Source organism: Caulobacter segnis (genome assembly GCF_031454995.1).
GTDB lineage: Bacteria > Pseudomonadota > Alphaproteobacteria > Caulobacterales > Caulobacteraceae > Caulobacter > Caulobacter segnis_E.
Map to the genome: position 1 here is coordinate 414833 of NZ_JAVDRV010000001.1, position 25093 is coordinate 439925.

Sequence of the window (25093 nt, forward strand, 5' to 3'; positions counted from 1 at the left end):
CGGGGCGCGGCGCCCTCTTCCCTCCCCCTGGGTCAAGGCGCTAATCGGAAAGCATGCCCGAGTTCGCCGAAACCAGCTCCGCCCAAGATCCGCTGATCACCCTGGTCCCCGACAAGTGGGTGACGCTGCGCGACGCGTTCGGCGTCGATAGCGACATGAAGGTTCCGGCCTTCAGCCACCGCGATCCGCACGTGCCGGAGATCGACGGCGCCTATCGCTTCGATCCCCAGACGACCAAGGCGATCTGCGCGGGCTTCGCCAAGGACCGCCGCGTGATGGTCCAGGGCTATCACGGCACCGGCAAGTCGACCCACATCGAGCAGATCGCCGCGCGCCTGAACTGGCCGCTGGTCCGCGTGAACCTGGACAGCCACGTCTCGCGGATCGACCTCGTCGGCAAGGACGCCATCGTCCTGAAGGACGGCAAGCAGGTCACCGAGTTCCGGGAAGGCATTCTGCCCTGGTCGCTGCAGCGCCCGATCGCCCTGGTGTTCGACGAATACGACGCCGGCCGTCCGGACGTGATGTTCGTGATCCAGCGCGTGCTGGAAGCCGGCGGCAAGCTGACCCTGCTGGACCAGAACCGCGTCATCCGCGCCAATCCCTATTTCCGGCTGTTCGCCACGACCAACACGATCGGTCTGGGCGACACCACGGGCCTCTATCACGGCACCCAGCAGATCAACCAAGGTCAGATGGACCGCTGGTCGATCGTCACGACGCTGAACTACCTCGAGCACGACGTCGAGGCGGCGATCGTGCTGGCCAAGAACCCGTCCTACGACACGACGGACGGCAAGCGCACGATCTCGGCCATGGTCCGCGTCGCCGATATGACCCGCAACGCCTTCATGAACGGCGACATCTCGACGGTCATGAGCCCCCGCACCGTGATCACCTGGGCCCAGAACGCCGAGATCTTCGATCACGACGTCGCTTTGGCCTTCCGCCTGACCTTCCTGAACAAGTGCGACGAGCTCGAACGCCCCACCGTGGCCGAGTTCTTCCAGCGCGCGTTCGGGACGGATCTTCCGGAAAGCGCGGCGCGGGTGAAGGTGGCTTAGAAGGTCATTTGGGCTGAACGGAGTCGGTGCGTCACGTCTTCGACCCCAGGAACGTCCAAAACCGATCGCCGGAAGACAAACCGGGGACGCGTCTCACGACTGGTGCGTAGGCCCGTCAAGACAGGAACTGGGACCAAAGCCGCGTATAGGACCGAGAAGTCCGCCTCGAAGATGACAGCAGCCAAGGTGTCAAAGGCGAGGAGTTCATCGCTGGGCATTCCGCCCAATTCGCACGAGCGGTTGGTCGGCGACAACCGGCGGCTCTTGACCTGATAGGTCTTCACGCCATCCGTGGCGTCGAACGCGTTGTTCGAGTTCGACGAAAGATCCCAATCAAAAGCACGCGCAAACAGGGTTTCGGCGTAGTCGCCGACGATGTTTTTCGTGCGAACAATCCGCCGTTCGTGCAACGCATCGATCGCAAAGCCATAAGCCCGCAAAAGATCGAGCGCGATCGCGCCTTGCTCCTCCATCTTGGTCACGCCGCCCGCGGCGTGATCTTCTCCAGCTCCGCGCCCATCTTCCGGCGCTGCTGCATCAGGTCGTAGTCCATCTGCAGACCTAGCCAGAAGCCCGCCGACAGACCCCAGTATCGGGCCAGCCGCAGGTCGGTGTCGGCGGTTACGGAGCGCTTGCCCAGCACGATCTCGTTGATGCGGCGCGGCGGCACGCCAATGGCCTTGGCCAGCGCCGTCTGGCTCATCCCGATCGGCTTGAGGAAATCTTCCAGCAGGATGTCGCCGGGCGTGGGATTGGGCAGCCAGTCCTCGGGCGGGATATCAATGGTAATCGCAGATCTCGACATCCTCGGCTCCTCCATCCCGCCAGCGAAAGCAGATCCGCCATTGGTCATTGATCCGGATGGAGTGTTGCCCGGCCCGATCACCGCGCAAGGCTTCCAGCCGATTTCCCGGCGGCGCGCGCAGTTGCTCCAGATGCGTCACCCGGTTCAGAACGCGCAGCTTCCGCATCGCCGCCGCCTGGATATCTCCCGGCAACCGACGCGAACGCCCGCCTTCCCAGATGCGCTCGGTCTCGCGACTGGCGAAGCCGCGGATCATTTATAACGCATAACGTTATAGGGATCAAACAAACCCAATCTCCAGGCATCGAGCCGAGAGAAAATACCACAGATTGCAAAATCGGGCGTAACTCTCCCTGAGCGTCTATCGACCTTGACGCCGCTTTCCTACAAGACAGCGTCATCGGAACCGTCCAGGTGGCGGATCGTTCGACGACCAGCTTCACGGAGACTCCTCATGACCCAAGTCACCTACATCATCGTCGAGCATGACGGCGGCTGGGCCTACAAGGTGGGCGACACCTTCTCCGAGACCTTTCCGAGCCACGACGCGGCGCTGAAGGCCGCCCAGCGCGCGGCCGGCGAACAGCGCCAGCCGGGCGAGACCGAAGGCATTGTCTACGAGGACAAGCAGGCGGTCTGGCATCAGGAGCTGTCGGCCGGCGACGATCGCCCGACGACCCGCGTCCAGGACCCGGAATAGCGTCGGGCGCCGGCGAAAAGCGCGCTTTTTCGGCGCCGAGGCGGGGCCTGTGGCGAGCGCGCCACGGGGTCCCGCTTTCACCGTCTCTCCCGGGAACGGTGATCCATGGTCAGGCTTTGTAGAAATGTGGGTCGATCGGATCGACCGTTTCTAGGAGCCCTCCACCCATGGCCGGCAAGCCGCTGAAAATCGTTTCGTCCCTATCGGGCGCGGCTGAGATTTACGACCTCGGGCGCGGCCCCGAATCCACGGCCGACCGCGTCAAACGCCTCCAGGCCGAAGCTCGCATGCTGGCTCGCGAGGAAGTGGAACGCCTCGAGCGCGATATGCGTCGTCTCGCCGAGCAGGCCCGCGCCATCGCCGAGGGCGGCGAGGCGTATCCGGCGGGCGTGCGCGAACTGACCGGCCGGATCTCGGTCGAGACCACGCAGAGGGCCGAGATCCTCCAGGCCCTCTTCCAGCGCCTGGCCTGATCCCGCCTCAGACCGCGTTGGCCATTCGCCGCAGGCGGCGCGCCAGGTCCTCCGGACGGTCGGCGATCTGATCGAACAGGGCCTGGACCTCCGCCTCGCCGAAGCCGGCCGCTCGCAGGGTGCGCCAAGCGCCCGCCAGCACCGCCTCGGCGATGTCCAGGCGATCCTCCGTCAGTCTCAGGCCCGCGCCGAACGGGGTGGACGCCAGGGAGGTTGGCGACAGGGAGGTTGACGAAAGAGGCGACGGAGTGAGCGGCGACATTCAGGCTCTCCTGCTGGCGGGGGAGTAATGTTCCTTTTTTGTTCTCATTCCACCAGAGAGTCGAGTCCCGCCAGGCTAAACCGCGACAAAAAGCCCCAGGCCCCGAAGGACCTGGGTGCTCCAGGCGGATCGCCAGCTCACGACGGCGACCCGATCGTCCGTATGTCTCAGCGGCACACGGTGCGTTCGTAGTAGCTGCCGCTCCAGCGGTCATACTCGCGGGTCGTCCAGCATTCGCGGTCGCCGTAGTACGGACGGGGAGCGTAGCCGTAGCCATAACCGTAATAGCGGGGGGGCGGCGGCGGGGGCGGCGCATAGACCCGGCGGCCGTAGTAGCGATCGTCGTAACGATCGCGCCGATCGTTGTCGGACAAGGCCGCGCCGACCGCCAGGCCCAGGACTCCGGCCGCGATGGCGGCCACCGCGACGTCGTCGCCGTTGCTCTTGTGATGGCGGTGATAATAGCGCGGATCGGCCGAGGCCGTCGTCGCGGCGGCGGCCAGCGACAGGGCCGCGACGCCGGCGCCGACCCGACCCAGAGTGTTGACGAACTTGCGGACCATGACGGCCTCCCTGACCTCTCTCGCTCTCGGCGCGGCGCGCCCTCGAAGCGTCACGAGAACGATCGGCCTCTCCGCCTGAACGACGCCTGAACGAAATTGTCGGGTTCCTGGAACCGGTTTGTTCATCTTTTTCCACGAGCGTGGGGATGACGAAATTCGCGCTCCCCGGAGGCCGCCATGACCACCACCGTGTCTTACGCCCAAGGCCAGGCCCTGCAGGTCCTGTCGTTCGAGGTTGGCGCCCAGACCTATTGCGTGCCCGTCAGCGCCGTTCGCGAAATCCGTGGCGTCACCCCGCCGACCCCGCTGCCCGACGCGCCGCCCTTCGTGCGCGGCGTCATCAATCTGCGCGGTCAGGTCATGCCGGTCATTGATCTGTCGCAACGCCTGGGCAAGGGCGCGGCGCAGGACGGTCCCCGCCAGGTGATCATCGTCGTCGAGAACCAGACCGACGTCGCCGGCCTGCTGGTCGACGCCGTCTGCGACAGCTTCACCGTCGAGGCCGACGCGATCAACCCGCCGCCGTCGCTCGGCGACGTCGAGGAATCCCCGCTGGTCTCGGCCGTGATCACCACGGGCGAAGGCGACATGACGGTCCTGCTGGCCGTCAGCCGCATCCTGCCCGAGCGCCCGATCGCCCTGGCGGCCTAAGCAAACAGCGCGAGCCGTCCCCGGCTTGCCACCTCACGACGCATCGAACATGTTGCCGCCTCCGGGCGCGACGAGGTTTGCTGCGTATGAACGATGCGAGGGTTGAACGCGAACCCGGCGAAACCGCCGAGTTGTGGCGGCTATGGAGCGCGCTGCATCGCCTGTTTCCGACCTGGGCCCTGATCCCCGAGAGCTTCGTCACACCCGGCGCCTGGGGCTATATGGGCCTGGACTTCCTCAGCGGCTTTCGGCGCAATCCCTCGACCCTGAAGGCGTTCACGCTGCTCGGCGACGTCAGCGATGAGCTGTTCGACGGGCTGACGGCGATGGCGGCCCTGAACGCGCGCCGGCAGGACCAGCTGCTGCGGGTGGTCATCGTGGGCTACCTGACCGTTCCGCTCTCGATTCTCGCCCTGGTCGCCGAACTCGCCGGCGCCAGCCTCATGACCTTCGTAAAGGCGCACCAGAACATCACGCTTTGGATCGCGCTCACCCTCGCCGCCGCGCCACTCGGCTACATGATGAGCGCCTGGCGCGCCAAGCAACTGATCGGCGTCTTGGACCTGATCCGCATCGAGCGCCAGCAACGGCCCTACACCGCGCTGGAACTCCGGGACGAGTAAGGCGGCTCGCGCCAAACATTTGTTCGAATAGCCCCTTCCACTCGCCCCGAGGGGGACGCTAGTCTCTCCTCGACAACAGGGAGACGAGCATGAAGGCCGCTGTTCTGCGCGAGGTGGGCAAGCCCCTCGAGATCGAGACCGTGGCCATCGGCAAGCCCGGCCCGCGCGAGGTGCTGATCCGCACCAAGGCCGCGGGCGTCTGCCACTCGGACCTGCACTTCATCGAGGGCTCCTATCCTCACCCCCTGCCCGCCGTGTTGGGTCACGAGAGCGCCGGGGTCGTCGAGGCGGTCGGTTCGGAGGTGCGGACGGTCAAGGTCGGCGACCACGTCATCACCTGCCTCAACCCCTATTGCGGCCATTGCGAGGTCTGCCTGACGGGGCACATGAACCTCTGCATCAGCCCGGAGACCCGGCGCGGCAAGACCGAGGAGCCTCGCCTCTTCAAGGAGGACCTGAACGGCGGGACAGGCCCGATGGCCCAGTTCCTGAACCTATCGTCGTTCGCCGAGATGATGCTGGTCCACGAGCACGCGTGCGTCGCGGTGCGCAAGGACATGCCGTTCGACCGCGCCGCCCTGATCGGCTGCGCGGTGACCACCGGCGTCGGAGCGGTGATCCAGACCTCCAGCGTCCGCGCGGGCGAGACCGTGGCGGTCATCGGCTGCGGCGGCGTGGGCCTGGCCACGATCAATGGCGCGGCGATCGTCGGTGCCGGCCGGATCATCGCCATCGACCGCGTGCCCGCCAAGCTGGAGCTGGCCAAGACCTTCGGCGCGACCGACGTGATCGACGGCTCGCAGGTCGATGACATCGCCAAGGCGGTGATCGAGCTGACCGGCGGCGGCGTGCAGCACAGCTTCGAGGCCATCGGCCTCAAGGCCACCGCCGAAGCCTCGTTCAAGATGCTCAAGCGCGGCGGCACGGCCAACATCATCGGCATGATCCCGGTCGGCACCAAGATTGAGCTGCACGGCCCCGACTTCCTGGGCGAGCGCCGGATCCAGGGCAGCTACATGGGCTCCAACCGCTTCCCGGTCGACATGCCTCGCCTGGTCGACTTCTACATGTCGGGCAAGCTGAAGCTGGACGAGCTGATCTCGCGCCGGATCAAGCTGGAGGACGTCAACTCGGCGTTCGACGAGCTGAAGCGCGGCGAGCTGGCGCGGTCGGTGATCGTGTTCGATTGATGGAAGACTGACGCCCCCTCCGTCACGATGCGTATCCGCATCGCGCCACCTCCCCCGTTGCACGGGTGAGGAGGAAGCCGCTCCCCTCCTGCCCCGCTTGCGGGGGAGGTGGATCGGCGCGAAGCGACGAGACGGAGGGGGCGCTATGACCTCCCCACATCTGGTCTAGTCCAGTTGTCACAGGACTGACGAATAAGCCGTGCTATTTCCGGCGGAGTTCATCGGAGTCCCGCCATGCCCCAGATCGATCGTCGCGGCCTGCTCGCCGCCATCGGCGCCCTGAGCCTGCCGCCCGCCCTGGCGCGCGCCGCCGCCATCGACGCCGACGTCCGCGCCGGCACGCTTCAGGACGTCGAGCACATCGTGATCCTGATGCAGGAGAACCGGGGCTTCGACCACTATTTCGGGACGCTGAACGGCGTGCGCGGCTTTGGCGACCGCTTCCCCGCGCCCGTCCGCGACACCGCGGGCCGCAAGGACGCCTCGGTGTTCGTCCAGGCCTATGACAAGGACAAGCTGCTGGCGCCGTTCCCGCTGAACAGCGCCCAGACCTTCGCCCACATGCGCGTCGAGGGCACGCCGCACAGCTGGACCGACGCCCAGGACGCCTGGGACCAGGGCCGCATGGACCGCTGGCCCGACGCCAAGCACCCCTGGTCGATGGGCTATTTCCAGCGCGCCGACATCCCGTTCCAGTACGCCCTGGCCGACGCCTTCACCCTCTGCGACGCCTATCACTGCGCCACCCAGACGGGGACCAACACCAACCGCCTGTTCCTGTGGACCGGGACCAACGACCCGGCGGGTAAGGCCGGCGGTCCGTCGATCTCGAACAGCCACGACAACTTCGCCGAAAAGGGCGGCTCCAAGGAGTCGTACAGCTGGACCACCTATCCCGAGCGGCTGCTGAAGGCCGGCGTCTCCTGGCGCATCTACCAGGACATGGCCGACAACTTCACCGACAACCCGCTGGCGGGGTTCAAGGCCTATCGCGACGCCTACAAGGACCTGCCGGGCTCGGACCAACGCCTGAAGCGGCTGGGCCTGTCGACCTGGCACCTGGACAAGCTGCGCGAGGACGTGGTGGCCGGCCGCCTGCCCCAGGTCTCGTGGATCATCGCCCCGGCCGCCGATTCCGAGCATCCCGGCCCCTCCAGCCCCGCCCAGGGCGCGGACTACACCGCCCGGGTGCTGGACGCCCTGACCGCCGATCCCAAGGTCTGGGCGCGGACGGCGTTCCTGGTGATGTTCGACGAGAACGACGGCTTCTACGACCACATGCCGCCGCCCTCGCCGGCCTGCCGCGGCGCTGACGGCAAGCCGCTGGGCGGCTCGACGGTGGACGAGACGGGCATGCACCACCACGTGCGCAACCCGACCGAGGCCAAGTCCGAGCGCGACGACCTGATGGGTCGGCCCTATGGCTTGGGTCCGCGCGTGCCGCTGTATGTGATCTCGCCCTGGAGCCGCGGCGGCTGGGTCAACAGCCAGGTCTTCGACCACACCTCGGTGATCCGCTTCCTGGAGGCGCGCTTTGGCGTCGCCGAGCCGAACATCGCCCCCTGGCGGCGGGCGGTCTGCGGCGACCTGACCACCTGCTTCGACTTCAAGACGCCGAACGCCAAGCCCTTCGCGCCTCTGCCGCCGACGGCCGAGGCGGCCAAGCGCGCCAACGCCCTGGGTCGCACCAAGCCGCCGACGCCGACGAGCGTGGTCGCGCCCGTTCAGGCCAAGGGAACCCGGCCCTCGCGCGCCCTGCCCTACGCGCTCGTCGCGGACGCCAAGGTCCAGGACGGCGCCGCGCGTCTGACCCTGACCAACACCGGCGCGGCGGCCGCCGTGCTGCACGTCTATGACCGCCTGCGGCTGGAGACGGTTCCGCGCCGCTACACCCTGGCGCCTGGGACCAGCCTGGAGGACGCCTGGCCGGCCGGCGCCTATGACCTGTGGGTGCTGGGCCCTAACGGCTTCCATCGCCGCTTCGCGGGCAACGACGAAGGCGTCGAGATCACCGCCCGCGCCGAGGGCGACACGCTGCGGGTCAGCGCCGTCAACACGGGCCAGACGCCCCGCGCCCTGTCGGTCGAGGTCCTGGACGGCGAAAGCCTGAACGTGACCCTGGCGCCGGGCGAGACCCGCTCCAAGGCCTTCCCGACCCGTCAGGGCTGGTACGACATCACCGCCCGCCTCGACGGCGTCCCGGCCTGGCTGCGGCGGGTCTCCGGCCGGATCGAGACCGGCAAGGACTCGGTCAGTGACCCGTGGATGGGCGGTCCGGCGCCGCTGAAGGTCTAGAGGCGTCAGGGCGCTTCGCTTCGCCCAAGCCGACGGTCTAGGGTGGCGGCGTTTCCAAGGATTCGCCGCCATGACCCTTCGCCACGCCGCCTCCCTCGCCGCCCTCGCCCTGGCCCTGACGGCCGCGCCGGCGATCGCCGCGCCCCCCATGGCGGCTTCGAAGGCCGACCCCGCCAAGACCGTCGGCAAGCTGGTCGCCTCGCCGGCCTTCCAGAAGGCGGTCGCCAAGCTCGACGCCGACTACGACCGCACGGTCGCCGACATCATCACCCTGACCGAGATTCCCGCCCCGCCCTTCAAGGAGGAGAAGCGGGCCAAGGCCTATCTCGAGATGCTGAAGGCCCACGGCCTGACCCATGTCGAGATGGACGCCGAGGGCAATGTCATGGGCGTGCGTCCGGGAACGGCGACCAAGGGCGCGGGCCCGTTCGTGGTCATCGCCGCTCACCTGGACACCGTCTTCCCCGAAGGCACGGACGTGAAGGTGCGCCGCGAAGGGACCAAGCTGATGGCGCCCGGGATCGGCGACGACACCCGCGCCCTCTCGACCCTGCTGGCCTATCTGCGAGCGATGGACGCCGCCGGGATCAAGACCAAGAAGGACATCCTGTTCGTCGGCAATGTCGGCGAGGAAGGCCCCGGCGACCTGCGCGGCGTCCGCTACCTATTCAACAAGGGTCCGTACAAGGGCCGGATCAGCGCCTTCTTCTCGATGGACGGCGCCAATCCCGAGCACATCGTCGACCAGGGAACGGGCTCCAAGCGCTATCGCGTGACCTTCTCGGGCCCGGGCGGCCACAGCTATGGCGCGTTCGGCATCGTCAACCCGATGGCCGCCATGGCCCAGGCCGTGACCGACCTCTACGCGATCCAGCCGCCCAAGGACCCCAAGACCACCTATTCGGCCAGCGTCACCGGCGGTGGCACCTCGGTGAACTCGATCCCGCACGATGTCTTCATGGAGTTCGACATGCGCTCGGAAAGCGCCGCCGAACTGGCCAAGCTGGACCAGTCCCTGATCGGCATCCTCGACAAGGCGGTCGCGGGCGAGAACGCCGCCCGCTCCACCCGAGCCGGCGCGGTGACCTATACGGCCAAGGTGATCGGCGAACGGCCGGCCGGCGCCACGCCCCGGACGGCGGAAATCTCGGTCCTGACCGAGGCGGCGATCACCAGCCTCGGCTACAAGCCCGCGCGCCACGCCGGCTCGACGGACGCCAACATCCCGATGAACCTGGGCGTGCCGGCCCTGACCATCGGCGCGGGCTTCCTGGGCGGTCGCGCCCACGCCCTCGACGAGTGGATCGACATCGAGAAGGCCCCGACGGTGAAGGGCATGAGCGTGGGCCTGGCCGCGTTGCTGGCCGTGGCGGGGGTGGACTGACTCGTCAGGTCGACAGGGCGATCAGCACCGTCGGGATCACCGTCCCGACGCCCAGCAGGATCCACGACAGTCTCTTCTCGCGCCCATAGGCGACGGCCATCCAGGCCCCCAGCACGGTGGCGGCGGCCAGCGCGATCGAGACCAGCAGGAAGATCGCCTTCAGCAGCGTCGTGGCCAGCTTGGGCTTGGTCGCCGGCGCCTTGGCTTCGGCCGGTTTCGCCGCGGCGGGGGCCGCCGTCACCTTGGCCGCTTCCGCGGCGGGCGGACCGGGCCGCTTCCCGCGCGCCTTGTAGACCTGGATCTTGTGGACCATGCCCAGCTTCTCGACCACGGGCGGCGGGACATAGCCCTCGTGCGCTTCGTGCAGCTTGTAGATCTGGACCGCGCCGGTAAGGGCGAAGAACAGAACGCTGGGGGCGATCAGCAGGCCAAGATAGGTGTGGATGCGGCGAACGGCTGCGAAGCGCAGCGCCGGATTGCCGCGACGCTTGGGGGCGACCATGGCATGTCTCCTGGGACGGATATCGCCACAGCATTCCGCCAAGGCCGCGCCCGCGCTTAGCGCCAGATCAAATTTCGGACGCGAAGACCGCGTCTCGCCTATTCGAGCGTCGCCAGCTTGGGCGTATCCATCACCGCCCCGCCATCCGCCAGCAGGCGGTCGATGTGGGCCTTTTGCGACCTGAAGGCGGCCAGCTCCGAGCCGGCCAGCACCGTGCCTTGCGGCACCTTCGCGCCGATCGGATTGACCCGCTGGCCGCGCTGCCAGATCTCGTAGTGAAGGTGCGGGCCCGACGCGAGGCCGGTCGAGCCGACATAGGCCACCACCTGACCCTGACGCACCTTCATGCCCGGACGAATGCCTGGGGCGTAACGCGAGATGTGGCCGTAGCCGGTGTCCCAATTGCCTGAGTGGCGGATGCGCAGCCAGTTGCCGTAACCGCCCCAGCGCTTGGCCTCCAGCACCACGCCGTCGCCGGCGGCCAGGATCGGCGTCCCCGTTCCCGCCCCGAAGTCGACGCCCTGGTGGGCGCGGGTGTAGCCCAGCACCGGGTGGCGGCGCATGCCGAACACCGAGGTGATCCGCGCCCCATCGACCGGCGTGCGCAGCAGGAAGCCTTTGATGTTCTTGCCCATCTCGTCGAAGAACTGGGTCTTGCCGTCCCCCCCACCGCTATTTGGGTCCCTGCGGTCGAAAGCGTAGAACTTCTGGCCCTTGACCTCGGCGTATTCCAGGTCTCCGGCCTCGATCGTGCGGCCGCTCTCGGTGACCTTGCGCTCGAACACCAGGCAGAAGCGGTCGCCCTCCTGGATGTCGCGCGAGAAGTCGATCTTGTGCGAGAACAGCTTGGCCGCCTGGCTGATCACCTGCGGGGTGCCGCCGACGCTGGCCACGCTCTCGTAGAACGAGCCGTTCATCTCGCCGCACGCGACCTTCTTCTCGTCGCGGACCTTCTCCTCCAGCTCGCGCAGGCGCAGGGCGCCGTCGAAGGTGCGCGAGACGGTCAGGGTCGAGGACGGGCTGGCGCGCATCGACAGGCCGATCAGGCGGGCCGGACCGCGCTGGTCGCGACGCTGGGCGATGGCGGTCTCGAAGGCCATGCCGGCCTTGATGTTGACGGTGTCGATCGCGCCCTGCAGGACCGAGACGACCTGGCGAGCGTCTTCCGGCGCGACGCCGGCGCGCTGGACGGCGCCCAGCAGGGTCTCGCCGGGCCGCACCTTGACCTCGACGTTCTCGGGACGCTCGAAGCCGGGCTGGGCCTCGGCGCCGGCGAAGGCGACATGCTGCAGGGCGGCCAGGGCGGCGGGATCCAGCGGCGCCTTGTCGGCGGGCGACTTCACGTCGTCGGCGGTCAGCTTCAGACCGAGCCCCAGCGCGGCCAGGCCGGCGATGGCGGTAAAGAGCCTCGGCGCCCAGCGCGTGGCGCTGCGTCGCGGATCGAATTCCTGCATCGTGCCCCCGTCGATATCGACGCCGCGCAACTCAGTCGCGTACGGCTGGGAAGCCCCCCAGTCGTTGTTTTCGCGCCGGACCATGGTCGCCCCAGCGGCCAGCTGGCAACGACTATTCGGCGCTTCGGTCGATTTGTCACGGGGCGGATCGACACGCAAGCTAAGCTATTGAGACAAAAAGAAAACGCCCGCCGTTTCCGGCGGGCGTCTTGGGTACGCTTACTCAAAAAGGGGCGGCTTAAGCCGCGTTGACCTGCTCGTTCGGGTCGCGCAGGACGTAGCCGCGGCCCCAGACGGTTTCGATGTGGTGCTTGCCGTGCGCCGAAGCGGCCAGCTTCTTGCGCAGCTTGCAGATGAAGACGTCGATGATCTTCAGCTCGGGCTCGTCCATGCCGCCGTACAGGTGGTTCAGGAACATTTCCTTGGTCAGGGTCGTGCCCTTACGCAGGGAGAGCAGCTCGAGCATCTGATATTCCTTGCCGGTCAGATGCACGCGGTTGCCGTTCACTTCGACGGTCTTGGCGTCGAGGTTGACGACGATGTCGCCGGTCTTGATGACCGACTGGGCGTGACCCTTCGAACGACGGACCACCGCGTGGATGCGGGCGATCATCTCGTCCTTGTGGAAGGGCTTGGTCATGTAGTCGTCGGCGCCGCCGGCGAACGTCTTGACCTTGGTGTCGATCTCGGACGAGCCCGACAGGATCATGATCGGGGTATTGATCTTCGCGACCCGCAGGGTGCGCAGAACATCGATGCCGCTCATGTCGGGAAGGTTCAGGTCCAGCAGGATCAGGTCGTAGTCGTAGATCTTACCCAGATCCACGCCTTCCTCGCCCAGATCGGTCGTGTAGACGTTGAAGCCTTCCGACTTCAGCATCAGCTCGATCGTCTGCGCGGTCGCGCTGTCATCCTCGATCAACAGTACGCGCATGAGCCCCTCCACGCCATTCAGGCGTAATTCGACGTCTTGGCGGAATGACCGCCGGTTAAACCCTTCGACCATCCTGCCGGAGAGTTAATTTAAGACTGGTTAATGGTGAATGTTCGTCTTGGTCGAATGGTTAATCTGATTTGCGAATCGGGTGCAAGCCGTCCGCTGCCGCTTTGGCACATTGGTCGCAGGCGTCGCACCCAGCGTTTCCGGGCCTTCCAAAACAAGCTCGCCCAGGCCGGAAACCGATAACCGCCAAGCATCACCGGGCGTCCGCAACCGTTAATCCACGGTCGTAGCACAAGGAGGCCGACCCGCTATTGCGGCGTTCTGTCGCGAGATTTCTGGGCGTTGCTTTGAGATGGCCAGCGCTCTTCTCACCGCCGTCGATCCAAGACCCGCGACGCCTCGACGCGGCGCTTCAGGTCAAGTTTTCGGCGACCAGCCAGCCCGCGGCGCGAAGCTTGGCCACCGAGGCACGGCTGACCGGCGCGGTCTGGCCGTCGACGAGGCGCAGACGCAGGTTGCGACCGTCGCGCTCGACGCCGACGATGGCCCGTCGCGCCACCCACCACGAGCGGTGGGTCTGGAGGCCCTCGACGCCGGAGAGCCCGGCGGTGACCCGCGCCAGCGGTCCCATCTCGAGTCTGGAACCGTGCTCGGTTCGGATCCGGACATAGTGGTCCTCCATCCTCAGATAGAGGACGGCGCCAGGATCGACGGTCGCGGCGGGCGCCGCCACCGGGACCAGCGCCTCGCGCGCGCGGGCGAGCGGTCGAATGCGGATGAAATAATAGGCCAGGACGATCGGCGTCGTGATCGCCACGCATTGGCCATACCACGCCAGCGGCGGGACCAGCTGGTCGATCTCCGGCCACAGGGCCACCGCGACGAGGCGCAGCGGCGCGCCTTGCAGCAGGGCGCCGATCAGCACGATAGGCGGCAACACCGCCCAGAGCGGCCAATCCCGACGCCAGGCGAGCGCTAGGCCCAGCCGCGCCAGCCAGCCGATCACCGCCATGCCGGTGACGACGCTGCCGACCCAGTAGGCGATCCGCACGGGAGCCCCGCCGTTGAAGAAACTGCCGAACGGCCCCATCAGCCCCAGCAACACGCCAATGCCCACGGCCACGACCAGATCGACCGCCCATTCGCGGGCGGTCCCCATCAGCGGCGCTGTCGAGCGGTGGACGGTCATGTCCCTCGTATAGAGCCAGGCTCGCCGGAGTCGCCAGCCCAGGCCCGTTCGCCCGCTCGCGAACCCGTTCGCCCGCTCGCGAACTCGTTCGCCCATTCGCGCGGAAGCGCTGGCGGAGGCCCGCTCGACCGGCGAAGGCGGCGACATCGTCATCCACTTGAAGGCTTCCCATGTCGCTCCGCGCCCTCCTCGCCGCCGCCCTGCTGACCGCGACCGCCACCCCCGTCCTGGCCGCCAACGCCGGCTTCATGACACTGCGACAGCCGCGCCCCGACGCGCCGCCGGTCGAGGTCGGGGTCTGGTATCCCACCGACGCCGCGCCCTCGCCGATGAAGCTGGGCCTCAACGCCCAGACCGTGGCGGCCGGCGCGCCGATCGTGGGCGGGCGCCTGCCGCTGATCGTCATGTCGCATGGCAACGGCGGCTTCTTCGGCGGCCACGCCGATACCGCCCAGGCGCTGGCGGAGGCCGGCTTCGTGGTCGCGGCCCTGACCCATCCCGGCGACAACTACCGCGACCAGAGCCGCGCCACGGCCATGGCGGACCGGCCCGCCGCCCTGTCGGCCCTGATCGGCTGGATGCTGGACAGCTCGCCCCTGAAGGCGAAGCTGGACCCGGACCGCGTCGGCGCCTTCGGCTTCTCGTCCGGCGGATTCACGGTGCTGGCGGCGGCGGGCGGAGAACCGGACCTGTCGCGCATGACCGACCACTGCCTGAGGTCTCCCGGCAACTTCGACTGCAAGCTGACCGCCAGCCGCCCGGCGCCCGCCGACTCCCTGGCCGCCCGCTGGGTTCACGATCCGCGCATCCAGGCCGTGGTCGCGGCCGCGCCGGCGCTCGGCTTCACCTTCGGCGAGGCCGGCCTGAAGGGAATCACCGCGCCCGTGCAGGTGTGGAAGGCCGCCGGCGACGAAATCCTGCCCGGCGACGACTATGCCGAGGCCGTGCACCGGAACCTCAAGCGTCCGCACGATTATCGCGTCGTCCCGAACGCGCGGCACTTCGACTTCATGGCCCCGTGCGTCACGACTCCGCCGGCCGATCTGGCCTATCTGTGCGCCAGCGCGCCTGGCCTTGACCGCCAAGCGTTCCACCGCGACTTCAACGCCGCCGTCGTCGGCTTCTTCACCGACCAATTGGTCGCACCTAAAGACGTCGCGCCCGGCCGCTGATTTCACACCTGGTTAACCACGTTGCCCGACTGTGGCGACACGGAGGCAACGGCCAAGTTCGGCGCCTTCGTGGGGTTTTCGGGGTCCAGCTTGCGCAGTCTCATCGCCGCCGTCGAACGTATCGACCCGCTGACGGTCTATGGTCGCGTGGCCGCCGTGAACGGCCTGCTGATCGAGGCGCGCGGCGGCCTCACCCGCCTGGCGGTCGGCGCCCGCGTCGAGATCGAGCGCCTGGGCCAGACCGCCCTGCCCGCCGAGGTCGTCGGCTTCCGCGAGACCCGCGCCCTGCTGATGCCCTTCGGCCCCGTCGAGGGCGTCGCGCCGGGCGCGGAGATCCGCATCGTTCCCGAAGGCGCCGTGGTCCGCCCGACCAAGGCTTGGCTGGGCCGGATCATCAACGCCTTCGGCGAGCCGATCGACGGCCTGGGCCCTCTGCCGCAGGGCGAGGTCCCCTATCCGCTGAAAACCGCCCCGCCGCCGGCCCACGCCCGCGGCCGGGTGGGCGAGCGCCTGGACCTGGGCGTGCGCTCGATGAACGTCTTCACCACCACCTGCCGGGGCCAGCGCCTGGGCATCTTCGCCGGCTCGGGCGTCGGCAAGTCGGTGCTGCTGTCGATGCTGGCGAAAGAAGCCACCTGCGACGCCGTCGTCGTCGGCCTGATCGGCGAGCGGGGCCGCGAGGTCCGCGAGTTCGTCGAGGAGACGCTTGGCGAGGAAGGCCTGCGCCGCGCCGTCGTCGTGGTCGCCACCTCGGACGAGCCGGCCCTGACCCGCCGCCAGGCCGCCTACATGACCCTGGCCATCAGCGAGTACATGCGCGACCAGGACCAGGAAGTCCTCTGCCTGATGGACTCGGTCACCCGCTTCGCCATGGCCCAGCGCGAGATCGGCCTGGCCGCCGGCGAGCCGCCGACCACCAAGGGCTATACGCCGACCGTCTTCACCGAGCTGCCCAAGCTGCTGGAGCGCGCCGGCCCGGGGCCCATCCGCGCCGACGGCACCACCGCCGCGCCGATCACCGCGCTCTTCACCGTGCTGGTGGACGGCGACGACCACAACGAACCGATCGCCGACGCCACGCGCGGTATCCTGGACGGCCACATCGTCATGGAGCGGGCCATCGCCGAGCGCGGCCGCTTCCCGGCCATCAACGTGCTGAAGTCGATCAGCCGGACCATGCCCGGCTGCCAGCTCCCGCACGAGCGCGACATCGTCAAGGGCGCGCGCCAGGTGATGGCCGCCTATTCGAACATGGAAGAGCTGATCCGCATCGGCGCCTATCGCGCCGGGGCCGACCCGGTGGTCGACCGCGCGATCCGCCTGAACCCCGCCATCGAGGCTTTCCTTAGCCAGGATAAGGAAGAGGCAACCAGTCTCGACGACTCTTTCGGCTTGCTGGGCCAGATCCTGCAGAGTGAGTACTGATGACCAAGTGGGCCGCCTCGCTGATCCGCATCTCCACCCACGAGGTCGAGACCCTGCAAAAGCGCCTCGCCGAGATCGTCGAGCGGCGCACGGCGGCCGAGCTGCGGGTGGCCATGCTGGACGCCGAGGCCGAGGCCGAAGCCCAGCGCGCCCAGGGCGACGCCTCGGCGGGCTGGTACATGATCGGCTATCGCGAAGGCCATAAGCGCCGCCGCGCCGAGGTTCTGCTCCAGATCGACCAGTGCCACGAGGAGGAGGTCGGGGCCCGCGACGCCCTGGCCGAGGCCTTCGAGAACCTCAAGAAGTACGAGCACGTCGCCGAGCAGGCCAAGGTCCTGGCCGCCAAGAAACAGGGCGCCTTCGAGTCCGCCCAGCTGGACGAGCTGGGCCTGCGCCGCAAGGCGGCCGGATTCTAGCCAAGCCCTCGCCGAGCCGAGACCAGACTAGTCGAAGCGCGCGAAGACCCTGTGCGCGAAGGACGCCAGGACATTGTCGACCTGATCCCAGGGGACCGTGCGCCAGCCGATCTCGGTGTCGTGCCGGTTGTGGTCCAGCGGGCCGGGATAAACGCCGCCGTAGATGACATCCACCAGGCCCACCTCTCCCGCCGAGAAGGCGATATAGGGTAGCGGCTGGTCGGCCGGGTGGTCGGGGCGCTTGACCTCCAAGCGATACTTCGACGCCTGCCCCTCGCCCGCGATCTCGAGACGCGCCTCGAAACCGTGGGCGCGGGCGCGATCGGCCACATCGCGCAGCAGGGGCTCCAGCTTTTCCTCCGCCGCCTCGCGAAACCCCGGCTGGACGGCGGGCCGTCGTTCGAGAGCCTCGTTGGCGCGCTCCGTCACGCGCGGTGTCGGCCCCGTCGCCCTTCTCGAGCCCCCGGACCAGGGCCCCCGAAATCCAAAGATCGACACGATACAGGTCACAACAAGCGCGAAAGCCAGAATGCCTGGCCATCCGCCCAACTCTTCTAGGTACATGGACGCCTCCGGCCTTCGGTAGGCCATCGGCGCCCCGATCGGACATTGTCCTAGATCAACCCGCGCGCCGCGTCGCGAGCGGCGCGGGGGCCATGCTCAAGGTTAATTCGAGGTCATGAAGGTCTTGTAAGTTGAGGCCCGAGTTTAGCGACCGTAAACCCCGCCCCTCGGCGCGTAACGCCGTTTTTTGAACAGCAATTTGACAAGCCTTGGCAAGGGCGCGGCGGTCGTCGCGCGTCCAGCGCCGCGCTTTGTCTAGTCATTAGGGATATATCGTGATCCACCATCTTTCCGTCAGCGCCTCGGATCCGAAGGGCGTGGCCGAATTCTTCGCCGACATCATGGGCGGCGTCGTCGTCGACTTCCCACCCAATCCGGGGAGCTACATGGTGTTCAAGGGCGACGTCCTGGGCACCGCCATCGAGATCTACCCCGCCGGTAGCGTCATGGTCCCGAACGGCGAGCCCGGCGCGGTCTTCGAACGCCAGGCCGAGGCCGCCGATCGCCGCTCGCCGACCCACTTCGCGCTCAGCGTCTCGCTGGCGCCGCGGGAGGTGCTGGACCGGGCCGCCGCCCGGGCCTGGCACGCCTATGTCTGCGATCGCGGCGGCTGCTTCCACGTGATCGAGGTGTGGGTCGAGAACGCCTGGCTGGTCGAGATCCTGCCCCAGGACTTCGCCGCCGAATATCTGAGCTTCGCCAACGCGGTGACCGAGATGGCCGATCCGAACACGGCTCTCGACACCCACCAGCCCCAGGCGCGTACGCTGGAGAACGCCTGAGGTGGAGGGGCGGCGACTCCTCCCCGAACGTCGCCCCCGCCGCACCCCGCATTACGGAGAGTTCACTTTCTTCGCTACAAGTGTAGCGCTACGACTGTAGCGAACCCGGTATCGGAGGCCGCCCTTGATCGACGCCCTGCCACGACGCGAACGCGAGGTCTTCGAGACGTTGTGCCGGCTCGAAACCGGCACGACCGCCGACGTCCGCTCCGGCCTCGCCGATCCCTTGAGCGATTCCGCCGTCCGCACCCTGCTGGCCCGCCTCGAGAGCAAGGGGCTGGTGGAGCGCTCGACCGGCGCGCACGGCGTCGCCTATCGCCCCGCCCAGGCCACCGAGACCGTCGCGGTCGGGGCCCTGCGGCGCCTGATCGACACCTTCTTCGCCGGCTCGGCCGCCAGCGCCGCCAGCGCCCTGCTGGGCCTGGGCCAGAAGCTGACGCCGGAAGAAGCCGCCGCCCTCGAGGCGATGATCGACAAGGCCGTGGTGACGAAGGACGGAGAGGACAAGCAATGACCTGGACGCTGCTGATCTCGCTGCTGGTCAAGTCCAGCCTGATCGCGGGCGCGGGCCTGGCCGCGTCTCGCCACCTCACCCAGCGCCCGGTCGAGCGGGTCGACATCCTGCGCGGGACCGTGTGCCTGCTGCTGGCCCTGCCGGTGATCATGAACGCCTTGCCGCCGATCGAGCTGGCGCTGCTGCCGCCGCTGACGGAAACCCCGGCCCTCGCCGTGGCGGAGGTCGCCAGCATCACCCCGCCGCCGCCCACCGCGCGCTGGGCGACGCCGGGCGCCATTCTGGGCGGTCTGTGGCTGCTGGGCGCGGCGCTGATCGGCGCGCGGCTGGCGCTGGGGCTGCGCACCCTGACACGCTGGACGCGGAAGGCCGCGCCGGTCACCTGCCCCGCCTGGCTGGCGCCGATCGAGGACCTGCCGCCGGCGGATCGTCCCAACCTGGTCTGCAGCGACAAGGTCGCCGGCCCCCTGAGCTGGGGCGTCGCGCCGGGCGCCATTCTGGTCGATCCGGCCACCCTGGCCGAGCGCCACACCGCCCAAGCGATCATGGCCCACGAGCTGGCGCACCTGCGTCGCCACGACTGGATCTTCCTGGTGATCTCGCGCGTGGTGCTGGCGATCTTCTGGTTCAATCCGCTGGTCTGGCGCCTGCACGCCGTCCTGCGCCAACGCTCCGAGGAAGCGGCGGACGCCGCCGCGCTGGGGACCGTCGATCGCGCGCTCTACGCCCGCACGCTGGTCCGCCTGGCCGCCCACCCCACGTCCCTGCTCGCGCCGGCCGCCTCGCTGCCGATGGCCGCCGACGCCCGGACCCTGAAATCGAGGATCGCCAGCATCATGACCGACGCCCCCGCGCGCCGCCGCCCCCTGACCGTCGCGCTTTGCATCGGCGCCATCGCGCTGGTCGCGACCCCGCTGGCCGCCTTCGCCGTGACCCGGCAGCTCGCGCCGCCGATCCCGCCTGTTCCGCCCGCCGGGGTCGCGAGCGCGCCCCTGCCGCCCCTGCCGCCCGCGCCGGCGGCCGAGCCCGCCGAAGCCGCGCCCGCCGCTCCGCCGGCGCCTGCCGCGCCTGCCGCGCCTGCCGCGCCTCCGGCTCCAGCAGCTGACGCGGCTGACGCCTACGACATGGCTCAGGCGCGAGCCCAAGCCGCCTGGGACAGGGCGCAGGCGCGAGCCGAGGCGCGGACTCAGGCGGCCTTTGACAGAGGCCAGGCGCAAGACCAGGCGCGCGCTCAGGCCGCTTGGGACCGGGCGCAAGCCCAGGCGCAAGCCGAATGGGCCAGGGCCCAGGCGGACGCCGCCCGCGTCAACGCCGACGAGATCCGCCGCCAAGTCGAAGCCCATCGCGACGAGATCCAGGCCGCCGCGCGGGTAGCCGCCGCCCAGGCTCGCGCCCAGGCGCGCGTCTACGCCGAACAGGCGCGTCTCTCGGCCGAGGACGCCCGCCGCATCGGCGAGGAGGCCCGCAGGGCCGGCGAGCACGCCCGCGTCGTCGCGATGAAGCAGGCCCGGCTCGACATGGCCAAGGGCGCCGAGCAGATGCGGGCCGGCGCGCGCCAGATGCGCGAGGAGGCCACGCGCCTGCGCGATCCGGCCTACCGCGCCAAGCAGATCGCCGACAATCGCGCGCGCGGCCAGACGGTTACGGACGAGGAGCTGAAGGCCCTGTCCCGGAGCCTGCCGAGCAAGGCCGACGACCTGGAACGCCGGGCGGATCGGTTGGAGGAACGGGCGCGGGAAGTGTCTTGAATTGATCCTTCTCCCCTTGCGGGAGAAGGTGTCAGCGAAGCTGACGGATGAGGGGTCGAGAAATCCATCCGGATAGCGAAGCGCGACCCCTCACCCGGCCCTTGGGGCCACCCTCTCCCGCATGGGGAGAGGGATTGGGGCTCCCCAGAACGAAAAACGCCCCGGTCCTGCGACCGGGGCGTCTTCGTTTGGCTGGCTCCTCGGGACAGGCCCGAGGACGTGCTTACGAGTCCAGGAAGCTGCGCAGCTTGCGCGACCGCGAGGGGTGCTTGAGCTTGCGCAGGGCCTTGGCCTCGATCTGACGGATGCGTTCGCGGGTCACCGAGAACTGTTGGCCGACTTCTTCCAGCGTGTGGTCGGTGTTCATGCCGATGCCGAAGCGCATGCGCAGCACGCGCTCTTCACGCGGGGTCAGCGAGGCCAGCACGCGGGTGGTGGTCTCCCGCAGGTTGCTCTGGATGGCCGCGTCGATCGGCAGGACGGCGTTCTTGTCCTCGATGAAGTCGCCCAGGTGGCTGTCTTCCTCGTCGCCGATCGGCGTTTCGAGGCTGATCGGCTCCTTGGCGATCTTCAGGACCTTGCGGACCTTTTCCAGCGGCATGGCCAGCTTTTCGGCCAGCTCTTCCGGGGTCGGCTCGCGGCCGATCTCGTGCAGCATCTGGCGGCTGGTGCGGACGATCTTGTTGATCGTCTCGATCATGTGCACCGGGATACGGATGGTCCGGGCCTGGTCGGCGATCGAGCGGGTGATCGCCTGACGGATCCACCAGGTGGCGTAGGTCGAGAACTTGTAGCCGCGGCGGTATTCGAACTTATCGACGGCCTTCATCAGGCCGATGTTGCCCTCCTGGATCAGGTCCAGGAACTGCAGGCCGCGGTTGGTGTACTTCTTGGCGATCGAGATCACGAGACGGAGGTTGGCCTCGACCATCTCCTTCTTGGCCTGACGGGCCTCGCGCTCGCCCTTCTGCACGGTCTGGACGATGCGGCGATAGTCGTCGATCGGCACGCCGGTCTCGGTGGCCAGCGCGGCGATCTCCTGACGGATGTCGCTGATCGAGCTGTTGTCGTTCTCGACGAACTTGGTCCAGCGCACGCCCATCGCCTTGACCTGCTCGCCCCAGGTCGGGTTCAGCTCCGAACCGAAATAGGCCTTCAGGAACTCGGCGCGGCTGATGCCGTAGCTGTCGGCCAGGCGCAGCAGGCGGCCTTCCAGGCCGATCAGGCGCTTGTTGATCGCATAGAGCTGCTCGACCAGAGCCTCGATGCGGTTGTTGTTCAGCTTCAGCGTCTTCAAGTGCTGGATGATGGTCGCCGACAGGCCTTCGTAGGCCTTGCGGTCGGCTTCCGAGAGGTCCTCGCCCTTCAGGCGGCTGCCGACCAGCTTGTCCTGCAGCTTGCGGAAGCTTTCGAACTCGCTGGCGATGGCGTCCAGGATGGCCATCACGCCTTCGCGCAGCTCGCCTTCCATGGCGCTGACGGTCGGACCGGCGCCGTCGTCGAAGTCGTCGTCGTCCTCGCCCTCGGCGCCCTCGGGCTTGGCCTCGCCGGCCTCGTCGTCGACCGGCTCGGCCGGACCTTCGTCATCCTCGGCGGCGGGCTGGGCGGCCACGCCGTTGATCGCGGCGTAGGTGCCTTCAAGGTCGATGACCTCGCGCAGCAGGATACGGCCCGAGCCTAGCTCCTCGCGCCACACCATGATGGCCTCGAAGGTCAGGGCGGACTCGCAGAGGCCGCGGATCATCGTGTCGCGGCCGGCCTCGATGCGCTTGGCGATGGCGATTTCGCCCTCGCGCGACAGCAGCTCGACCGAGCCCATTTCGCGCAGGTACATGCGCACCGGGTCGTCGGTGCGGTCGTAGGCGGCCGGCTTGTCGCTGGTGATGACGGTGGTGTTCTCGTCGCGCGTCGCGACTTCACCGCCCTCGCCGCCCTCGGCGTCCTCTTCGGCCTCGACGACGTTGACGCCCATCTCGCTGAGCATGGCCAAGGTGTCTTCGATGGCGTCGGGGGAAACCTCCTCCGACGGCAGCACCTTGTTCAGCTCGTCCATGGTGACGTAGCCACGGGCTTTCGCCTGCTTGATGAACTTCTTGACGCCGGCGTCGGTCAGGTCGAGCAGCGGACCATCGCCACCGGTGGTTTCCGGGGCTTCGGTCTCGGCCGAGGAATTGTTGCTCATCAAGCTCTCCGCAATCGACGTCGCCTCGGTCTTGCAAGGCGCGCGCCGAAAAAATCCGTATCGAAAAGGTTTGCCGGCCTCGTCCGCGCCTTTGATCAGCGCTTACCCAGGGATCACGTTCCCGTCAGATCGCCATCCTGCGCCCGTCGCCACGTGAGAACACTCCGCGAGAGACCCGTCGGAGACACAAGGCGATAAGCGCGGCCTGGCGCATCTCCCGAAGGGGTCAGCGACCGCTGGGGACTTGGGGCGGCGGCGAGGGTGACATCCTATTTCGATAAGGGCGCGCGCTCCGGCGGCCCGAGCGATGTCAATCAGCTGCGTGGCAAATCCTTGAGTCGGCATGTGGCTTTCGGAGGGCCTAGTGTCAAGATCAGAAGACACTCAAGCGCGAATATTCGCCAAGCCAAGGCCAGACCGCCGAGGCCTCGACGCCCCGTCTAGGCGATCCGCACGGGCAGCCTCGCCTCGACGCCCGACGGCGGGAAGATCAGCTCGGGCTTGCCGCCCAGGTCACCGACCAGGCCGCGCTCAAGCAGGCGCGCGCCAAAGCCCCGGCGCGTCGGCGCGATGACCTCGGGCCCGCCGCGCTCGCGCCAGGTGACAATGGCGTGCCTGTCGCCCTCCAGCGACCATTCGACGCTGACCCGCCCCCCTGGAGACGATAGGGCGCCATACTTGGCCGCGTTCGTGCCCAGCTCGTGCGCGGCGAGGGCCAAGGCCAGGGCCGCGCCGGGCTCGACCCGCAAGGAGGGCCCGTTGATGGAGATGCGCTCGGGATCCTGGTCGTCGGCGAAGGGGCGCAGGGCCTCGCGCAGGATGTCGTCGATGACCGCGCCCGACCAGCTCTCGCTGGTCAGCACGTTGTGGGCGGCCGACATGGCCATCAGACGCTCGATGAACTGGTCCCGCGCCCGCGGCGCCACATCGTCCGAGCGCAGGGTCTGGCGGGCGATCGACTGGATCGAGGACAGGGTGTTCTTCACCCGGTGGTTCAGCTCGTTGATCAGCAGCTGCTGATGGGTCTGGGCCGTCTTGATCTCGGTGAGGTCCATCGCCATGCCGACATAGCCCAGGAAGGCGCCGCTGGCGTCGATGCGCGGCTTGGCGTTGACCAGCATCCAGCGCCACCCCTCCGGCTGACGCCGGAACCTGGCCTCGAAGGTGTAGGGATCGGGCCCCTTCCGCGCCGCCTCGCGCCGGACCAGGATCTCGGCGACGTCGTCGGGATGGATCAAGGCGATCCAGGCGTGGCCCATCAGCTCGCCGCGACCGACATTGGCCAGTTCGGCGAAGGCGGCGTTGACGAACTCGACCTCGCCCGAGGGCTCCGTCATCCAGATCGGGGCCGGCGCCGCGTCGGCCAGGGTGCGGAACAAAGCCTCGCTTTCGCGCAGCTTGTCGGCGGCCGCCTTCTGCTCGGTGATGTCGGTGTGGACGCCGACCCACTCGCGGATCTCGCCGGTCTCCTCGAACAGGGGGACGGCGCGGATGCGACAATCACGCCATACGCCGTCGTGACGCCGCACCCTGTGTTCGAACTCGAACGCGCGTTTTTCGGCCACCGCGGCCAGCCAGGCCTTCAACGTGGGCTGGATATCGTCGGGATGCACGGCCTTGGTCCAGCCGAACCCATGGTACTCGGCGAGGGTCTGGCCGGTCAGGGCGCCCCAGGCCGGCTGCTCGCCTTCCATCTGGCCCTTGGCGTTGTTGGTCCACAGCACGCCCTGGACCGCGTCGACCGCCGCGCGCAACCGCGCTTCGTTGGCGACCACGTCCGACAGCGCCCCCTGACGCCCCGCGGTGTCGCGGGCGAAACCCAGGACCAGCTCCCCGCCCTCGTTCTCCGCCCAGCGGGTCATCGAGAGCTCGATCGAGACGGGGCCGCGGTCGCGACGGATCGCGATCAGGTCTCGCCGCGCGTCAAACACGAGCGGACACCCCGAGGCCGAGAACAACCCGTCGCCATGCTGGCCTGACGGCAGGATCAGGGCGCCGAGGGGCTGTCCGAGCACCTCCGCGCGGCGCCAGCCGAACAGCGTCTCTGCGCGCGAGTTCCAGTCGACCACGGCGCCTCGCGCGTCCATGACCACGATCGCGTCGAGGGCGGCGGTCAGGATCGGCTGCAGTCTTTCGAGGTCCGACACGCTGGTCTCGCAGTGATTTCCGACGCGCGGTCGAGGGGCTAGCGA

The 25093-nt window shown here is 68.3% G+C and carries 26 protein-coding genes and 1 pseudogene; 15 read left to right on the forward strand and 12 right to left on the reverse strand.

Annotated elements, in window-relative coordinates; translation table 11 throughout:
* Positions 1-53 precede the first annotated feature (53 nt).
* On the forward strand, positions 54-1064 hold the full coding sequence (gene cobS / locus J2728_RS02015; RefSeq protein ID WP_309995667.1) for a cobaltochelatase subunit CobS: 1011 nt from the start codon (positions 54-56) through the stop codon (positions 1062-1064).
* On the opposite strand, the gene J2728_RS02020 is transcribed toward cobS, so the two are convergent.
* From J2728_RS02020 to J2728_RS02030, 3 genes are read right to left on the reverse strand one after another with little or no spacing between them, the layout of a single operon-like run.
* Entirely contained in the window at positions 1061-1546 is a 486-nt protein-coding gene (locus J2728_RS02020) for a hypothetical protein (protein WP_309995670.1), read from the reverse strand. The genes cobS and J2728_RS02020 overlap by 4 nt on opposite strands.
* Positions 1543-1869, reverse strand: coding sequence for a HigA family addiction module antitoxin (locus tag J2728_RS02025; protein ID WP_309995672.1), 327 nt, complete (start codon positions 1867-1869; stop codon positions 1543-1545). Before J2728_RS02025 ends, J2728_RS02020 begins: the two co-directional genes overlap by 4 nt.
* Entirely contained in the window at positions 1844-2125 is a 282-nt protein-coding gene (locus J2728_RS02030) for a type II toxin-antitoxin system RelE/ParE family toxin (protein WP_309995675.1), read from the reverse strand. Before J2728_RS02030 ends, J2728_RS02025 begins: the two co-directional genes overlap by 26 nt.
* Positions 2126-2323: 198 nt before the next feature.
* Between J2728_RS02030 and J2728_RS02035 the strand changes: the two genes are divergently transcribed.
* Together J2728_RS02035 and J2728_RS02040 are read left to right on the forward strand one after the other, a co-directional pair.
* Positions 2324-2569, forward strand: a complete 246-nt coding sequence (locus J2728_RS02035) for a DUF2188 domain-containing protein (protein ID WP_309995678.1) — start codon at positions 2324-2326, stop codon at positions 2567-2569.
* Between the two features lie 167 nt (positions 2570-2736).
* On the forward strand, positions 2737-3042 hold the full coding sequence (locus J2728_RS02040; protein WP_309995680.1) for a hypothetical protein: 306 nt from the start codon (positions 2737-2739) through the stop codon (positions 3040-3042).
* Between the two features lie 7 nt (positions 3043-3049).
* Here J2728_RS02040 and J2728_RS02045 read toward each other — a convergent pair whose 3' ends face one another.
* Both J2728_RS02045 and J2728_RS02050 read right to left on the reverse strand, forming a co-directional pair.
* Positions 3050-3304, reverse strand: coding sequence for a hypothetical protein (locus tag J2728_RS02045; protein ID WP_309995683.1), 255 nt, complete (start codon positions 3302-3304; stop codon positions 3050-3052).
* Positions 3305-3471: 167 nt separating this feature from the next.
* Entirely contained in the window at positions 3472-3867 is a 396-nt protein-coding gene (locus J2728_RS02050; RefSeq protein WP_309995685.1) for a hypothetical protein, read from the reverse strand.
* Positions 3868-4044: 177 nt separating this feature from the next.
* Here J2728_RS02050 and J2728_RS02055 point away from each other — a divergent pair, with 177 nt between their 5' ends.
* The 6 genes and pseudogenes from J2728_RS02055 (at position 4045) to J2728_RS02080 (ending at position 10010) form a co-directional block, all read left to right on the forward strand.
* Positions 4045-4518, forward strand: coding sequence for a chemotaxis protein CheW (locus J2728_RS02055; protein WP_013080596.1), 474 nt, complete (start codon positions 4045-4047; stop codon positions 4516-4518).
* An 86-nt stretch (positions 4519-4604) separates the two neighbouring features.
* On the forward strand, positions 4605-5141 hold the full coding sequence (locus tag J2728_RS02060; protein ID WP_309995690.1) for a hypothetical protein: 537 nt from the start codon (positions 4605-4607) through the stop codon (positions 5139-5141).
* 89 nt (positions 5142-5230) lie between these two features.
* A complete protein-coding gene (locus tag J2728_RS02065; RefSeq protein ID WP_309995692.1) occupies positions 5231-6331 on the forward strand; it encodes a Zn-dependent alcohol dehydrogenase in 1101 nt (366 codons plus the stop codon).
* 11 nt (positions 6332-6342) lie between these two features.
* Positions 6343-6457, forward strand: a pseudogene (locus tag J2728_RS02070) (hypothetical protein); the annotation flags it as partial.
* A 108-nt stretch (positions 6458-6565) separates the two neighbouring features.
* Positions 6566-8626, forward strand: coding sequence for a phosphocholine-specific phospholipase C (locus J2728_RS02075; RefSeq protein WP_309995695.1), 2061 nt, complete (start codon positions 6566-6568; stop codon positions 8624-8626).
* Between the two features lie 70 nt (positions 8627-8696).
* Positions 8697-10010, forward strand: a complete 1314-nt coding sequence (locus tag J2728_RS02080) for a M20/M25/M40 family metallo-hydrolase (RefSeq protein ID WP_309995698.1) — start codon at positions 8697-8699, stop codon at positions 10008-10010.
* Positions 10011-10014: 4 nt separating this feature from the next.
* On the opposite strand, the gene J2728_RS02085 is transcribed toward J2728_RS02080, so the two are convergent.
* The 4 genes from J2728_RS02085 to J2728_RS02100 form a co-directional block, all read right to left on the reverse strand.
* Complete coding sequence (locus J2728_RS02085) at positions 10015-10512, reverse strand: hypothetical protein (RefSeq protein WP_309995700.1); 498 nt, start codon at positions 10510-10512, stop codon at positions 10015-10017.
* Between the two features lie 98 nt (positions 10513-10610).
* Entirely contained in the window at positions 10611-11966 is a 1356-nt protein-coding gene (locus tag J2728_RS02090; protein WP_309997548.1) for a M23 family metallopeptidase, read from the reverse strand.
* Between the two features lie 238 nt (positions 11967-12204).
* Entirely contained in the window at positions 12205-12900 is a 696-nt protein-coding gene (gene ctrA, locus J2728_RS02095) for a response regulator transcription factor CtrA (protein WP_010920871.1), read from the reverse strand.
* A 421-nt stretch (positions 12901-13321) separates the two neighbouring features.
* Positions 13322-14098: a LytTR family DNA-binding domain-containing protein gene (locus J2728_RS02100; RefSeq protein ID WP_309995710.1), complete on the reverse strand. Its 777-nt coding sequence runs from the start codon at positions 14096-14098 to the stop codon at positions 13322-13324.
* Positions 14099-14268: 170 nt separating this feature from the next.
* On the opposite strand from J2728_RS02100, the gene J2728_RS02105 reads away from it, so the two are divergent.
* The 3 genes from J2728_RS02105 to J2728_RS02115 all read left to right on the forward strand — a co-directional run bounded on the left by J2728_RS02105 (position 14269) and on the right by J2728_RS02115 (position 17111).
* Positions 14269-15270, forward strand: coding sequence for an alpha/beta hydrolase family protein (locus J2728_RS02105; RefSeq protein WP_309995713.1), 1002 nt, complete (start codon positions 14269-14271; stop codon positions 15268-15270).
* Between the two features lie 90 nt (positions 15271-15360).
* Positions 15361-16695 (forward strand): flagellar protein export ATPase FliI, encoded by a 1335-nt coding sequence (gene fliI, locus J2728_RS02110; RefSeq protein ID WP_309995715.1) that lies wholly within the window; start codon positions 15361-15363, stop codon positions 16693-16695.
* Positions 16695-17111: a flagellar export protein FliJ gene (locus tag J2728_RS02115; protein WP_309995718.1), complete on the forward strand. Its 417-nt coding sequence runs from the start codon at positions 16695-16697 to the stop codon at positions 17109-17111. The genes fliI and J2728_RS02115 overlap by 1 nt, the downstream gene beginning before the upstream one ends.
* Before the next feature lie 27 nt (positions 17112-17138).
* Here J2728_RS02115 and J2728_RS02120 read toward each other — a convergent pair whose 3' ends face one another.
* Positions 17139-17540: a hypothetical protein gene (locus J2728_RS02120; RefSeq protein ID WP_309995721.1), complete on the reverse strand. Its 402-nt coding sequence runs from the start codon at positions 17538-17540 to the stop codon at positions 17139-17141.
* Positions 17541-17950: 410 nt separating this feature from the next.
* Here J2728_RS02120 and J2728_RS02125 point away from each other — a divergent pair, with 410 nt between their 5' ends.
* From J2728_RS02125 to J2728_RS02135, 3 genes are all read left to right on the forward strand, one after another.
* Entirely contained in the window at positions 17951-18457 is a 507-nt protein-coding gene (locus J2728_RS02125; protein ID WP_309995724.1) for a hypothetical protein, read from the forward strand.
* Positions 18458-18581: 124 nt separating this feature from the next.
* Positions 18582-18971, forward strand: a complete 390-nt coding sequence (locus J2728_RS02130; RefSeq protein ID WP_309995727.1) for a BlaI/MecI/CopY family transcriptional regulator — start codon at positions 18582-18584, stop codon at positions 18969-18971.
* Entirely contained in the window at positions 18968-20719 is a 1752-nt protein-coding gene (locus J2728_RS02135; RefSeq protein WP_309995730.1) for a M56 family metallopeptidase, read from the forward strand. The genes J2728_RS02130 and J2728_RS02135 overlap by 4 nt, the downstream gene beginning before the upstream one ends.
* A gap of 223 nt (positions 20720-20942) precedes the next feature.
* Here J2728_RS02135 and rpoD read toward each other — a convergent pair whose 3' ends face one another.
* Both rpoD and J2728_RS02145 read right to left on the reverse strand, forming a co-directional pair.
* Positions 20943-22901, reverse strand: a complete 1959-nt coding sequence (gene rpoD, locus J2728_RS02140) for an RNA polymerase sigma factor RpoD (protein ID WP_309995734.1) — start codon at positions 22899-22901, stop codon at positions 20943-20945.
* Between the two features lie 440 nt (positions 22902-23341).
* On the reverse strand, positions 23342-25048 hold the full coding sequence (locus tag J2728_RS02145) for a sensor histidine kinase (RefSeq protein ID WP_309995738.1): 1707 nt from the start codon (positions 25046-25048) through the stop codon (positions 23342-23344).
* Positions 25049-25093 lie beyond the last annotated feature (45 nt).